The following is a 13,940-nucleotide window of genomic DNA, read 5'->3' on the forward strand; positions in this document are numbered from 1 at the left end:
CGCGGCTCCTTCGGCAGGGCATCACGCGACGTGCCCGAGGGCGATGCCCGCGTCGCGGAGGGCCTTGGCGCACGCCGTGGCCGCGTCGTTCTCGTCGTCGCCGCGGCGGGCCACCACCTCGAACCGGGCGCCGCGCGCGTGCACCCCGAGGAGACGCACCCGCGGCGCGCCGTGACGGCTCTCGGCGGCCGTGGCGACGATGCGGCGCACCTCCTCGAGATCCGAGGACGGATCGACCACGAGCTCGAACGTGGCGAGCCTGTACGGACCGAGCACCCGCACGTCACGGACGGCCGCGACGAGGTGCGGGATGCGGACCTCGGCGCCCTCCCCATCGCGCAGGCGGAGGTCGAGCAAGCCAACGTGCACGACGCGGCCTTGGCGACCGTCGAACGAGACGTACTCGCCCGGGTGGTACTTGCCCGCGAAGAGCGCGACGACCCCGAGCACCGCCGACGCGAGCACCGGGGCCGACGCGAGCGCGAGCGACGCGACGAGCGCGAGGCCCAACCGAGAGAGCACGCTGTCGTCGGAGCCGAGCACGACCGGCGCCCCCACGAGGAGCGAGAAGAGCACCACCGAGAGCCGCACGAGCACGAGGACCGGGCGGGTCAAGTCCTTGGAAAGACCGGGCAATTCGGCCTCGCCTCGCTCGACCGAGCGCTCGACGTGCGACACGAACCGCACCACCACGAACGTGGCGACGAGCGCGAGGATCACCGCGACCAGGCTCGGGAGAGACGTGGCCACCCGCGACGCGAACGCCTTCAGTGGGAGCACCACGAAGCCCGTGAGCGTCGCGCTCGCCTGCTTCGTACGCTCGAAGAGGGAGAGCGAGAACACGACCCACACGGAGAACACCGTGGCCTGCACGGCGCGATCGAGGGCCGCGGCCGAGAGCTGGAGGATGCCCAAGATCGCGGTGGGTCGCACGAGGTCGATGCGCCCGATCCGGAACGCGCGCACCTTCTCGGGGTGACGCCGGAGCCAGATCCGACCGGCGCGCAGGAGCCGCCGCAGCCTGCGTTGGACCAAGAAGCCCACGAGCCCCGTCAGCACCACGAGCGACCAATGGAAGACCGTGGTGGCGACGTCGTGCCGGGTTCGCTCGGAGCGCACGCCCGTTCGCACCGTCTCCGCCACGGAGGCGGCGTGGAGGGAGAGCGACGTGTCGGACGCCGCGAGCGCGTCGTCGAGGGTGAGCTGGATGACGGGGGTCCCGTCGAGCACGATGGCCGCGACGCCAGGCTCGCTCTCGTCGACCGTGACCTCCCCTCCGAGGTTCTTCTCGAACGCCGCGTCGAGGGCCGCGCTGGCCTTCCGCGCGCGATCCTCGGCCGTGATTCCGCCGCGGCCCGTGCGCACGGCGAAGAGCTTTTTGTCCCGCAGGCGCACGTACGCGCCCTGGGCCGGGGGGTTCTCGGCGGTGGCGGTGGCGGGGGCGGTAGACGAGGGCGAAGCGGCCGCGGGGGCGTCACGAGGCGCTTCGGCGTCGACCGGAGGCGGCGGGGGCGGGGGCGGGGGCGGCGGACGCACCTCGACGGTAGGCACGGGGACCTCGGCCGCGGTGGCGTCGAGGGGCGTGTCGGTCGCCGCATCAGGCGCCGCGTCGTGGGAGGGAGCGGCGGCTTCGACGTCGGCGCGCGCGTCGATCGACGGGGCCGCGACGTGGCCTGCGTCGGCCGCGCCGGGCGCCGCGAGGGCGGCCCAGAACGGGACGAAGAGCGAGAGGACCACCGCGGCGACCGCGAGGACGCCCCGAACCCACCGTGCGCAAGGCGTTCGCATGGCCCCCGTAGGGTACACGACGTCCGCCCCGCGCCCTACCCCGTCGGCGCCCGAGCCCGGGCTTTCGCACTTGGCGAGGCCGGGCGACTCGAGTAGCACCGAGCCAGAATGTCGAACGACAAGCAGCCGAAGACCGCCATTTCCCCCACGCGCGCCGAGAACTACCCCGAGTGGTACCTGCAGGTGGTGAAGGCCGCCGATCTCGCCGAGACGTCACCCGTCCGTGGGTGCATGGTCATCAAGCCGTGGGGCTACGCGCTCTGGGAGAACATCCAGCGCGTGCTCGACGGGCGCTTCAAAGAGACCGGCCACAAGAACGCGTACTTCCCGCTCTTCATCCCGCTCTCGTTCCTCGAGAAAGAGGCCGAGCACGTCGAGGGCTTCGCTAAAGAGTGCGCCGTCGTGACGCACCACAGGCTCGAGGCGAAGGACGGGAAGCTCGTGCCGGCGGGTGAGCTCGAGGAGCCGCTCGTCGTTCGCCCCACGTCCGAGACTATCATCGGAGAGACGTTCTCACGCTGGGTGCAGAGCTACCGGGATCTCCCGCTGCTCATCAACCAGTGGGCGAACGTGGTGCGGTGGGAGATGCGCACGCGCCTCTTCCTTCGGACCGCCGAGTTCCTCTGGCAAGAGGGGCACACGGCGCACGCCACGTCCGAGGACGCCGTGCGCGAGACGATGCAAATGCTCGATGTGTATGCCGATTTCGCCGAGCGTTACATGGCGCTCCCGGTGATCCGCGGCGAGAAGACGGCGGGCGAGCGCTTCCCCGGCGCGCTCCAGACGTTCTGCATCGAGGCCATGATGCAAGACCGCAAGGCGCTCCAGGCGGGCACCTCGCACTTCCTCGGTCAGAACTTCGCCAAGGCCTCGAACATCCAGTTCTTGGACGCGCAGGGCACGCAGCAGCTCGCGTGGACCACGAGCTGGGGTGTGTCGACGCGGCTCGTCGGCGCCATGATCATGACCCACTCGGACGACGACGGCATGGTGTGCCCGCCGAGGCTCGCGCCCTCGCACGTCGTCATCTTGCCGGTCACGCACAAGGCCGAGGACCGCGAGCGTGTGCTCGCGTACTGCGAGAGCCTCGCGAAGGAGCTGCGCGCGCAGACGTACATGGGGGCTCCCGTGCGCGTCGAGCTCGACGACCGCGATCTCCGCGGCGGCGACAAGGTGTGGCAGTGGGTCAAGAAGGGCGTGCCCTTGCGCCTCGAGGTAGGGCCGCGGGACATGGAGAAGGACTCGGTCTTCCTCGCGCGCCGCGACAAAGGCACGAAGGACAAGGTGTCGCTCGGGCGCGGCGAGATGGTGGCGAACGTGGGCGCCCTGCTCGACGAGATCCACGACGCGCTGCTCGCGCGGGCCAAGGCGTTCCGCGCCGAGCACACCCGCGAGATCGACACGAAAGAGGAGTTTTACGCGTACTTCGCCGCCCCGAAGACGAAAGATCCGAACGACCCGACGCCCATCCACGGCGGGTTCGCCATGACGCACTTCTCGGGCGACGTCGCCATCGAGAAGCAGATCAAGGACGATCTCGGCGTCACAGTGCGCTGCATCCCGCTCGACGGCGGCGAGCCCGGCACGTGCCCGTTCTCGGGGAAGCCGAGCGCGAAGCGCGTGGTGTGGGCGAAGAGCTACTGAGCCGCTTTCCACGGCTCACGGCGACGAGCGCGCACGAGAAGGCCACGAGAGACCACGGTGTCTCGTGGCCTTCGCCGTTCGTGGCGCAGCCGCGCGACGAGGGCGCGACCTTGGGCTCGGGTGGGCGAACGGCCGGCGAGGGCTCGCGCACGACCGAAGGCACCGGGGCGTAAGTGCCCGCATCCACGGCGGATTCGGTCGACGTTCGGCCGGCGTCGACGGGGACCTCGAGGGCCTGCGGGGCGCGGCGATCGAGGGCGTCGAGGATGCGATCGGCGCGGGCACGATCGAGGGCCGCGAGCTCTTGGAGATGCCCGGCGCGTGGGAGGAGATCCCACGTGACAAGGTGGCCACAGCCCTCGAAGTACGTGCGGAGGCTCTTGGCCATGCCGTGCAGCGGGTTCTGGTCGCCGACGAGGAAGTAGACGGGCGGCGTCACGGGAGCGCACGTGCCCTGGGGAGGGGCCACGCCGCCGCCATGGATGACGATGCCGGCGACGTGCTGCGAGATCTCTTTGGCGTGCCATCCGAGGTACGAGGCGCCGCCGGACCAGCCGGAGACGTAGACCCTCGCGCCATCGACGGGGAAGCGCGCGCGCACCGCTGCGATCTGACGCACGAGCCAGTCGACCGGGCCGTTCCAACGCCAGAAGCTGCCTTTGTCGCACCCCTCCGCGACCGGGCACTCGATGCCGAGGAGCGCCCACCCGCGCGCGCGGATGGCAGGGATCCAAGGCGCGGCGGTGGTGTCGGCGTGATCGATGTCGCCGTGGAGCGTGACGAGCAGCGGCGCCGGGCCCGCGTCGGACGATGGCTCGACGACGAGGCACCCTTTGCACGGGGCCCAGGGCTTGTCGGCACGAGCTTCGCGCGAGGCGAGGCTCACGACGAGCGCGCCTGCGACGCCGAGGGCGAACGCGAACGCGCGGCTCACCCGCCCGAGCCTCCCGAGGGGCCCGAGCCGCCGTACCCTCCCCTGCCCCGCGAGAAGCCCCCGGGGAACAAGATCGGGTGCCCATACGCGAAGCCGAAGCCGCCGCGCGCGCGGGCGTAGAAGTGCGGGTCGTCTTGGAGGACCACCCGCGACTCGACGACGTGACGGAGCGAGACCAGTGTCGTCGCCCAATCGGTGTCCGGCGAGAGGTCGAGGAGCCAGGGGAGATCGACGAAGTGGATGCCCACGCCGGACGCCTGCCACGCGCGGAGGATGGGGTGGAGATCGTCTTCTTCGCCCTCGGTGTCGTCGAAGCTCTCGACCAAGTAGACGACGCGGGTGATGCCACGCTCGCGCAGCACCTCGGCGCTGGGCATCTCGTGGGGCTGGATCATGTAGCGGTTGTCGTAGGCGTCTCCCGGATCGTCGTCGCGGTAGGCGAGGCGCCACGAGTCGAGCAGGAAGACGGGATGACCGCCGGGCGTGTCGCGAGGGGGGCTCGGGGGACCGAACAGGACGAGGGCCGCGAGCGTCTCTTCGGCGGGAACGAGGCCGGTCTCGGCGGGCCAATTGCCGAACGTGAGCACGGGCGCGATGGGCGCCTTCGTGTACCTCGGGAGAGCCGAGCCGAAGGCGACCGACGCGGCGCCGCGCATGTCGACGATCCAGAGCGTGTTCGAGGGCAGGCCCACCTGACCGAGGCGCTGCGCGGCGCGCGTCGCGTCGTAGACCACGTCGAGCTCGGTCACGTCGGGGAGCTCGGCGGAGCCGCCCATGGCGTCGAGGGACGAGATCAACGTGCTCTTCTCGTAGCGCACCCACGGATCTTGCGGGGACAGCTCCCAGCGCGCCGCGACCTCGCGCGTCGTGGGGACCTGGATCCGCTTCGCGAGGGGGACCTCTTGGGCCGTGAAGGCCACCGAGACCGACGGCGTGAACGGGCGGAGGTGGCACGCGGTGGCGAGCGCGACGAGGGGCACGAGGCCACGGGTGAGGCGCGCCTTCACGAGAGCCCCGCGCGCTCGGAGCGGACGACCACGGGCACCACGAGGGCGTCGTGCGAGGTGTGCACGATGGGAGACAATCGCGCGAAATAACCCAACATTTCGTTGTCCATGGTGTACGCGCCGAGCGTCAAGTACCTGGGCCCCCACGGGGTCTGGATGGCCCGTTGGGGGACGAACCGTTGCACGATCCACGGATCGCCCGAGGCCGAGGCGTCGGACGCGCCGAGGCAGAGGCGGGTCCAGTCTTCGTCGGTCTCGAGCGGGCCTACGAAGACCTCGTCGCCCACGCGGCCGAGCGCGCGCTTCACCACCCACCCGGAGCGTTCGTGCGCCACGTGGGGAGCGCGCGACGCGAGGCGAGTCTCCGGGATGCGTGAGGCGACGGCCTTCGCGAGCTCGGGAGGCAGCGCGTTCAGGTGAGCGTGGATGCGCGCGAACGACACCTTGGACTGCGCGACCATGTCGGCGAACGACGACACCGTGCGGAGGGCGCCTCGCGCAACGACCGAGGCGAGCGCCTCGGCCACCGGGAGCTCGGCGAAGTGCTCCGTGGGGAAGTAGCGGTAGAGCACGCTCACCGGGTGCTGCCCGACGAAGCACGTGCCCTCTCGGACGCCGAGCTGCGTGGGCGACACACGCTCGCACACGCCACCCTTCTGGCGCACGGTGCGCTCGACGAGGGCCGCGATCTGGAGGTCTTCGGAGTACGCGGTGGCGAGCGCGAGGGCGATCATGCCGCGCGGAGAGCCTCGTCCGCCGGAGAGCGCGACGAGCTTGTCGGCGAGGGCGTCGACCACGCGGGAGACGAACGTGGACCCGGGGAAGCCGGCGCGGCCGAGGAGCGCGGGGAGCCCGTCGGCTTCGTTGAGGCCCCCCGGGCAGTCGGCGTTGATTTCGCAGGGTCGAAAGCGGCCGTCCTCGCCGAGGAGGAGGTCGATGCGAGAGAGCGAGGTCGCGTCGTTGGCGGCGTAGGAGGCGCGGGCGAGGCGCGCGGCCGTCGGGGCGAGGCCGTAGGTGCCGAGCTCGCTGTCGGAGCCGAACGCGAGGGCCTTCGTGTGGGCGAGGGCGCAGAGGGTCGTGCGCACGGCGGCGAGGGCGTCGGCGTGGGCTTCGGGCGAGAGCACGAGCGGGTGGACATCGACGCGGCGCTCGCCGGCGACGTAGGCGTCCCACACGAAGTGCTCGTGCCGGAGCGCGTGCCAAAGCTCCGGGGACGTGAGCGGATCGGAGAGGGGGAGCGCGCGGACGGCGATCATCGTGTGCGCTCGGCGATGGTCTCGAAGAGCCGCGGATCCTCGGCCCCGAAGCCGTAGTAGAGGACGCCGACCTCGGGCGGGAGCGCGCCGGCGAACGCGCCGAGCATGGCCCCGGTGGACTCGGCGTCGTCGAACCAGACCTCGTGCGCCTCGCCCTGCGACACGTAGGAGAACGTGAGCGTGGTGGTGGCGGAGCGCCGAGGCGAGGCCCCGTACGTGCTCGCGAGCCCACGCGCCTCGAGCACGCTTATGCCACGTGCGCCGCGAGGCCCGAAGTCGACCCCGTAGAGGGGCACGGACACGAAACACGGGGCTCCGGAAGTTCGCGCGAGGCGCACGGCGTCGACCGCCCAGCCCGTGTCGATCGTGGGCCCGCCCGACTCGGAGTAGTCGAGCGTCATCACGCGGAACCTGTCGACGTACGGAGCGAGCGCGCGGCGATCGAAGGCCTCGCCGCCGGGGAGATCGCTCGGGTCGGACACGGACGGAGGGAGCATGACACCGAGCTTTTTGCCCGACGGGCGGAGCTTCTTCGAGACGGCGGCCACGAGGGTGGTCACGTCGGCGCGCGACGAGGTCGGCGCGTTCTGGAGATCGAGATCGACGGCGTCGGCGCCCTTCGCGACCTCTTCGAGGGAGGCGATCATGCCCTCGCGGAACGTGGGGCTCGACACGAGGCGGGCGATGCGCGCGCCGTCGTACCGGGTGCCGGTCTCGTCCGTGAAGGCGACGCCGAGCGACGCCCGGTAGCCGCGCTTCTTGACCTCTCCCACGGCGAACGCGAGGCGCTCACGGGCGAAGGCGTCGGCCGGGCCGAGGGTGCCGTCGTCGCGGGGGACGAGGCACAAAAAGAGCACCTCGCTCACCACGACGCGGGTCGCGGGGAGCGCGAGGGTCGTGTCTTGCCACGGGTCGAGGGAGCAGCCGTCGACGAGCACGGTGCCCTCGCGGCGCGGCAGCGGCGTGCCGGACGCGAGGCCGACGGCGTCGATGGGCTCTTCGCCTCGCTCCATGCAGCCCGGCGCGAGCGACGCGAGCACGATGGCGACGCCCGAGAGGAGGCGCGCCGCACGTCGTTCGGAGGTCCATTGTGCAGTTTGCATCTATCTACCCCACGTCCAAGAGAGACCGACGGAGAGGCCCGACGCCGGGACCACCTCGAAGAGGCGCGGCGCGAGCGTGAGGCACACGCGCGACTCGGGATCGAGCCTTCGGCAGGCCGAAAGCTCCGCCCGCACTCCGAGGGCGACCCCGTGCACGGGCACGTCGACGAGCTCGGAGCCCGCGGCGATCTGGGCCTTTCCGCCCATGTAGAGGAGGCTCGTGCGCACGAGCGCCTCGAAGAAGTAGCGCCGTACGATCGAGCGGACGCCGATGCCCGGGCCGAGCACGTCGACCGCGAACATACGGAACGGCTGCACCTCGGCGATGGAGCCGTCGACCGACGAGCGGATGGGCGCGTGCTCGCCGACGGGGAGCGAGATCCCGAGGCCGATGACCGGGATGGAGAGGCGCGGCCACACGACGAAGGCGAAGTCGGAGAAGGCGCCGACCGAGCGAAAACCACCGGCGGTGGCGAGGTCGCCGCGCGCGATCGTGCGCGACGAGAGGTCGACGGGGTCGACGAGGGAGAGCGACGGCGTCGCGCGCGTGACGGAGAACGTGGTCCCGAAGCGGATCTCGGCCCCGGTGCCGCCCGAATTGGAGGCGGCCTCGGCCTTCGCCGAGAGCGTCACGACCGCTCCGGCGACGAGGGCGCCGAGAGCGAACGATCGTGACGTGCCCGAACCCATCCTACAAACGTGTAAGATACTTGGAGAGAGGGAGCAAGCGCAGGGCTGGCGCTCCGGCTCTCAGCGAGATCCGCGGCGCGGCGCGGGGCGTGGGCGCGGCTTCGGCGTCCGCGTGACCTCGGGCGGCGGGGCCTCTTCGAGGTGCGCGGACACGATGTGGTGAAGGAGGAACTGGCGCTCTTCGCCGAGGTCGAGGTCGGTCGCGTTGAGGCGCACCTCGCGGCCATCGGACACGACGCCTCGGAGCGCGATGCGGCGGGACGAGCGGCCGTTCCGTCCGTCGTAATCGATGCAGAGCACACGTTCTCCGACCCACGCCGACTCGACGGCGCGGCGGACGGCGGGAGAGGCCCTTCGCGCTGGGGCGCCGACGAACGACAGCATGGATTGCCGGGCGAGGAGGGAGCGCTGCGTCGCGGGCGGGAGGGCCGCGCGCACCCGCTGGGCCGCGCCAGCGAGCGTCTCCCCGAACGGGAGCGCTTGGCTCTCGCGCACCCAGTCGACGAGCGTGACGAGCACGAGGGCCTCCTCGACCGAGAAATTGAGCGGCGGCATCACGTACCCGCGTTCGAGCGCGTACCCTCCCCCGACCCCGCTCTCGGCGCGGAGGGGCACGTGGGCGGCCCGCAGCGCGTCGAGATCGCGGTACATCGTGCGCACGGTGACGCCGAAGTGCGCGGCCATGGCCTCGGCCGTCACGCCGGTCCGCCGCCCCCGCAAGTACTCGCCGAGGGCGATGAGGCGCTCCGTGCGCTTCACGAGGCCTCGCGCTCCCGGAGAGCGGGCAGATCGCGGTCGCAGATGTGGGGCATCACGTGGGGAGAAAAGCGCAGAACGCGACAGGTGGCCAGAGGGTGCTCGGCGACGTCGCGAACACGAGGTGGCACGGACGCCGTCTTCGCCCTCGCAGGGCGTCGAACGCCCGGTGTACGTTCTCAGGGTGCGGCATGTGCGCCACCTCGGAGGACTCGTCGTCGCGCTCGGCGCGGCGTGTGGGGCGCCGCCTGCTCCGCCCCCCGAGGCGCCGCCCCCACCCCCGCCCCACGTCGAGCCGCCTCCCACGGACTGGTCGAAGGTGCCTATCACGCCGGCCGCAGCGCCCGCGCCCCCTTCGACCGCGAGCTACGAGGAGGCCCTCCGTGAGCCCGAGCCGACGGGCGCGCGCGACGAGCGCACCCAGCTCACCGACGCTCAGCTCACGGGCCCGATGAACGGCGTCCTCGCCCGGTGCCGCGTGCCCTCGAACGCCAAGGTCACCATCAAGACGGCCGTGCAGAACGGGCGTGCGATCGGGGTGACCGTGACCGTCGCCTTCGAGCACCCGAAGACGACGCGCGTGCCTCCCGCGACGCTTCGTGCCGAGGCCAAGCTCGCGCCGAAGCTCGCCGTCTGCGCCGACAAGGCCGTACGCGCCTTGACCTGGCCGCCGAGCCAGAGGCGCGACTCGTTCACTTCGGTGTTTTGAGGGTAGGCTGGGTCGTGGGCAGAGCCAGGTGCCCCGCCCGTGAGGGTGGGACGCGCGCGGCGAACGTGGGGATCTCCGGCCCGTCCTCGACCGTCGTCGATGTGCCGGTCGTGCGCGAGAGTGCCTACCCCACCCAAGAAACACCGCGAAAACCGTCCCATCGAAAAAAGTTCGTCATCGTCCGCAACAAACCGCCTTCCCCCGCCGAACACGGGGCGGAGGTTGTGAGATGAAACGTTCTGCTGTCGCCCTGGGGTTGGTCGGTGCTTCGGTTCTAGTGCTCGCGTGCTCGGGGGGTGCGGACGAACCGCTGCCCCTGCCGACGGAGGGCTCCACGTTCGGGCAAGCGCTCGAGCAGCTCACCGGCGCACGGTGGAAGGCGGACCGAGCCGAGGCTGGTTCCGACGTCCTCTACTTTTCCGCCGGTGAAGGGACGGCCGTCCTCCCCCACCTGGAACGTTCGCCGAACGAAGCGTTGGCTCTGCTCGCTCCGTTCTACCAGCACCTCGGCGTCGGCCCCGACCTCTCGCGCGAGTTTGGCGATGGCGAGGTGCTCGCGCCACCTTCCGATGAGTCCGTGGGGATCTACCGCTTCGCTCAGCATGTCCCGGGCACGGAGATTCCGGTGCTCGACGGCGACCTCTCCGTGGCGGTCACCCTCGACGGCAAGCTCGCGTACGTCTCGACGACGCACGCGCGTGGCCTCGAGCGGATGAAGACCACACCGGCGCTCTCGGGAGCCGAGGTGAAAGAGCGGGCAACGAGCGCGATGCCGGGAGGCTTCCGTGTTACCGGTGAGCCAGTCTTGGGGGTCGTCATGCCTGGAAAGCTCGACCAGCCGCGCCTCGCCTATCGCGTCCGGCTCACCAGCGCCGACGATTCCGTCCAGATCGACGTGGATGCGAACGATGGGACCACTCTCCGTGTGCGCTCTCTCGTGACGGGGGCGAAGGCGTTCTCCGCCGCCCACTACTACGACCAGGACGATCTTCGATACGAGCGGGCCGGTGCCAAGACCGTCTACGTCACTCCGTCACTCACGATGGAGACGAGCGGCCCTACTGGCAATATCGTGATCACGGGACCAACCGGCAAGGTCGTCGATTGCACCCCAAGCGCCGACGATGCGACGCCCATGGAGTGCGATACCGGAGTACCGCTCGGAGGCGCTAAAGGGGCCGCCGTGGACGCTCAATTCAACATTCTCGCCGCATCCAAATATTTCGCAGCTCAGCTCGGCCACCGCCGATGGTCGGAGAACGTCGTTCGGGTCTCCGTCAACGTGACGACCTTGGGCGATCGGCAGATGGCTGGCGACGGCTTCTTTCGGGTCGGAGACAACGAGGTCAAACAAGACCAGCTTTTCCTAGGAATCGGGAAGACGTACGAGCAGCTCGATCCCAAGGCATACGCCGGCAAGAAGACTTACGCATGGTACCCGGTGAGCACGAGCCTCGACTTCGTGGCCCATGAATACGCGCACGGCGTGGTTCACTCCGTTACGCCGCTTGCCTTCGAGGGCGAGGCCGGAGCGATCAACGAGGCGCTGTCGGACATCTTCGCTGCGCACGCCGAGGCCCTCACGCTCGGACACGGCGACAGCCTCTTCAAGTTCGCGGACGACGTCCGGGGCGATGGTCGGCCGCTCCGTGACTTCCGCCACCCTTCGCGCGGGGCAGATGTCGGCGGCGCGGCCCACTACTCCCAGAGGAAGCCGACCGTGCCGGAGTGGCTGCAGGTGGGTGACAAGAGGACTTGTCGCAAGAACGACTGCGGGAACGTGCACTACAACTCGACCATCGTGAGCAACGCGTGGTCGCTGCTCGTGACGGGGGGGTTCAACGAGCATAGCGGCGTGGGTGTGCTCGCCGAGGTGGGTCTCTCGAAAGCGACTCGGCTCTTCTGGGAAACGTTGCCAGGTACGATGTCGAACGTCGAGATGAAGGCCTTCGCTGACAAAATGATCTCCACACAGATCAAAAAGTGGGCCGAACACCCCTACGCGACCGACCTCGAGCCGATGTGGGTGAAGAGAGCCGTGGTCTGCGCTTGGAACGCCGTGGGAGTCATCCCCGACACCGAGGTTGCATGGCACGGTATCGGGTGGACCTGTCCGACGTCGACCACCGTCACCAAGACTTGCAAAGGGAAGGCCGATGGCGCCTACTGCAACCCCGATCTCAACGCGCCCTACGATGCCTATCACTGCAAGAACGGCGCCCTCTCGTACGGCACCCAGTGCGTCTCGGGAACTTTCTGCCACCGCACCTCGGATAGCCCGAGCTCACCGGCTGTGATGGAGGGCAGCAAAGTGAAGTGCTTCAGCGAGCCTCAGGACCGATGACCATGCTCTCCGAGCCGTTCATCCGCCATGCACCGTCCCTCTACCTCGGGTATCTGCTCGTGGCGGTGCTCGTGGGGATCATCGTCGCGAGCGTGCGACGCGGCTCCTTGGGGAAGCGCGTGCAGCGAGCCGTCGTGAGCCCCGCGGTGGCCTTCATGGCCTTGTCGCTTCTGGGGGAAGGGGCTTCTCGCCTCCGCGCTTCGCACTCGGTGGCGATGGGGCTCGCGTTGGTCCAGCCAACGAGCCGCGACCGCGCGACGAACAAGCTGCGCGCCGAGCTCCTGAGTGATCTCACGCCGAAGCGCGCCGAGCTCGTCGTCGCGCTCGACGATCTCTATGGCGACTGCCAGCGGTCCGCGACCGATGCCCTTCGGCTCCACCTGCCCGAGGTCGCGGCGCGCATCGCACTTCGCTGCGGCACGCACGCCCTCGCCGCCCGCGCTCTCTACGAGGAAGGCTTTCTCGAGAGAGCGCTCGCGTCGTTTCGCGAGGAGCGCCAGAGCCGACCTGACGGACGGCTCACGCTCTCCGAGCTCACGGCGTCTATCGCGTACGGGGCGCCGGGGGAGGCCGCGCGCCTGCTTCGCGAAGCCGCGCGACGAGAAGCCTATCCCTCCAACGAGAGCTTCGCTTGCGTCGCGAGCGCCCTCGACGTCCGTGAGGGTGTCCCGGGCGCGACGCTCCGGAGGAACCCGACCGACGGTCGGTGCAATCTGCTCGTGGAGTGGCTCTCGCCGAGCCGCGCCACGGCGCCGTTGGTCACCGCGCTACGAGAACAGTTGGCTCGTTCCGACGGGATCCCGACGGATACCCACGGCACATCGGGGCGTGCATGGGGCGGGGACGGCGTCCCGTATCGGCCGGCGCCGTTCAACCCCTTCTTCGCCATCGACGAAGACATCGACGACGAGGGATGGCGAGCCCCGGTGCTCGCGTCTTTCGGGATTAGAGTAGGGGGGCATCGGAGCCGGGCGCGTTGGTTGTCCAGCATTGGCCTCCATGAAGGAGCGCTCCGCGAGATCGAACAAGGCCTGACGGCACTCGGCCCGGCCGCCAACGACCCGCAAAATGGGAGGTGGCAGCGGATCGGGTTCGAGCTCGAGCGAGCTCGCATCCACGCCCGGGAGCTCCACGACGGCGAGGCGCGGCAAGCCCTGCTGGACATGGGACCTTTCGACGGCGGGTTCGACCTCGGTACGATCGATCTCCGCGCGACGTTCTCGCCGGACGCGGCTCGCCGCCTTCGCGGCGTTCGAGGAGAGCTCGAGGATGCGGTCGCCTCCGGTGACGGCGCGCGGCTCGCCGAGGCGCTACGGGCACAGAAGCTCTCCGGCGTGGGGATCGTCGACGTCGTCGGCCGATCGCTCCCCGTTCGTCGCGAGGCCCTCGTCCCGTTCGTCGCGTACGACTCCCCGCTCGACTGCGCGGCATGTGGGATCCACACGCTTCTTCGTCGCCTCGGGGAGCGACGGCGGATGGGCCTGGCCGTCGGCGATGAGCTCACCGTTCGGCGCACCGAGGCCGCGAGGGACCGCATTCTTGCCTCGGCGAGAGGCGGGTTCTCGTTCGAGACCGATGCGGACCTCGCGATGCTTCTTCACGTCGCGGACGGGATGTTCGCGGAACGCGATCGGGGGAGTGACAGAGACTCCAAGTGAGGAGCGGGCGTGCAGCCTGTACGTTCCGCCGAGGCGCGAGCTCTTGCCCCC

At 70.2% G+C, this 13,940-nt stretch carries 11 protein-coding genes; 4 read left to right on the forward strand and 7 right to left on the reverse strand.

Going from position 1 to position 13,940, the window contains the following annotated elements; genetic code table 11:
- Positions 1 to 21 precede the first annotated feature (21 nt).
- Entirely contained in the window at positions 22 to 1,788 is a 1,767-nt protein-coding gene (locus tag IPK71_27585; protein ID MBK8217507.1) for a mechanosensitive ion channel, read from the reverse strand.
- 108 nt (positions 1,789 to 1,896) lie between these two features.
- Here IPK71_27585 and IPK71_27590 point away from each other — a divergent pair, with 108 nt between their 5' ends.
- Entirely contained in the window at positions 1,897 to 3,432 is a 1,536-nt protein-coding gene (locus IPK71_27590) for a proline--tRNA ligase (protein ID MBK8217508.1), read from the forward strand.
- Here IPK71_27590 and IPK71_27595 read toward each other — a convergent pair.
- From IPK71_27595 to IPK71_27620, 6 genes are read right to left on the reverse strand one after another with little or no spacing between them, the layout of a single operon-like run.
- The gene (locus IPK71_27595; protein MBK8217509.1) at positions 3,332 to 4,366 is read right to left on the reverse strand and encodes a hypothetical protein; all 1,035 of its coding nucleotides are present in this window, start codon (positions 4,364 to 4,366) and stop codon (positions 3,332 to 3,334) included. The genes IPK71_27590 and IPK71_27595 overlap by 101 nt on opposite strands.
- Positions 4,363 to 5,373, reverse strand: coding sequence for a hypothetical protein (locus IPK71_27600; protein MBK8217510.1), 1,011 nt, complete (start codon positions 5,371 to 5,373; stop codon positions 4,363 to 4,365). The genes IPK71_27595 and IPK71_27600 overlap by 4 nt, the downstream gene beginning before the upstream one ends.
- On the reverse strand, positions 5,370 to 6,629 hold the full coding sequence (locus tag IPK71_27605; protein MBK8217511.1) for a glutathionylspermidine synthase family protein: 1,260 nt from the start codon (positions 6,627 to 6,629) through the stop codon (positions 5,370 to 5,372). Before IPK71_27605 ends, IPK71_27600 begins: the two co-directional genes overlap by 4 nt.
- Positions 6,626 to 7,732, reverse strand: coding sequence for a hypothetical protein (locus tag IPK71_27610; GenBank protein MBK8217512.1), 1,107 nt, complete (start codon positions 7,730 to 7,732; stop codon positions 6,626 to 6,628). Before IPK71_27610 ends, IPK71_27605 begins: the two co-directional genes overlap by 4 nt.
- Positions 7,733 to 8,422, reverse strand: coding sequence for a hypothetical protein (locus IPK71_27615; protein MBK8217513.1), 690 nt, complete (start codon positions 8,420 to 8,422; stop codon positions 7,733 to 7,735).
- Between the two features lie 60 nt (positions 8,423 to 8,482).
- Positions 8,483 to 9,181, reverse strand: coding sequence for an HTH domain-containing protein (locus IPK71_27620; GenBank protein MBK8217514.1), 699 nt, complete (start codon positions 9,179 to 9,181; stop codon positions 8,483 to 8,485).
- Positions 9,182 to 9,362: 181 nt separating this feature from the next.
- Here IPK71_27620 and IPK71_27625 point away from each other — a divergent pair, with 181 nt between their 5' ends.
- The 3 genes from IPK71_27625 to IPK71_27635 all read left to right on the forward strand — a co-directional run bounded on the left by IPK71_27625 (position 9,363) and on the right by IPK71_27635 (position 13,889).
- The gene (locus IPK71_27625) at positions 9,363 to 9,887 is read left to right on the forward strand and encodes a hypothetical protein (GenBank protein ID MBK8217515.1); all 525 of its coding nucleotides are present in this window, start codon (positions 9,363 to 9,365) and stop codon (positions 9,885 to 9,887) included.
- Between the two features lie 712 nt (positions 9,888 to 10,599).
- Complete coding sequence (locus IPK71_27630; GenBank protein ID MBK8217516.1) at positions 10,600 to 12,231, forward strand: M4 family metallopeptidase; 1,632 nt, start codon at positions 10,600 to 10,602, stop codon at positions 12,229 to 12,231.
- Positions 12,228 to 13,889, forward strand: a complete 1,662-nt coding sequence (locus IPK71_27635; protein ID MBK8217517.1) for a hypothetical protein — start codon at positions 12,228 to 12,230, stop codon at positions 13,887 to 13,889. The genes IPK71_27630 and IPK71_27635 overlap by 4 nt, the downstream gene beginning before the upstream one ends.
- Positions 13,890 to 13,940: the final 51 nt, after the last annotated feature.

Source organism: Myxococcales bacterium (assembly GCA_016712525.1).
Lineage (GTDB): Bacteria > Myxococcota_A > Polyangia > Polyangiales > Polyangiaceae > JAAFHV01.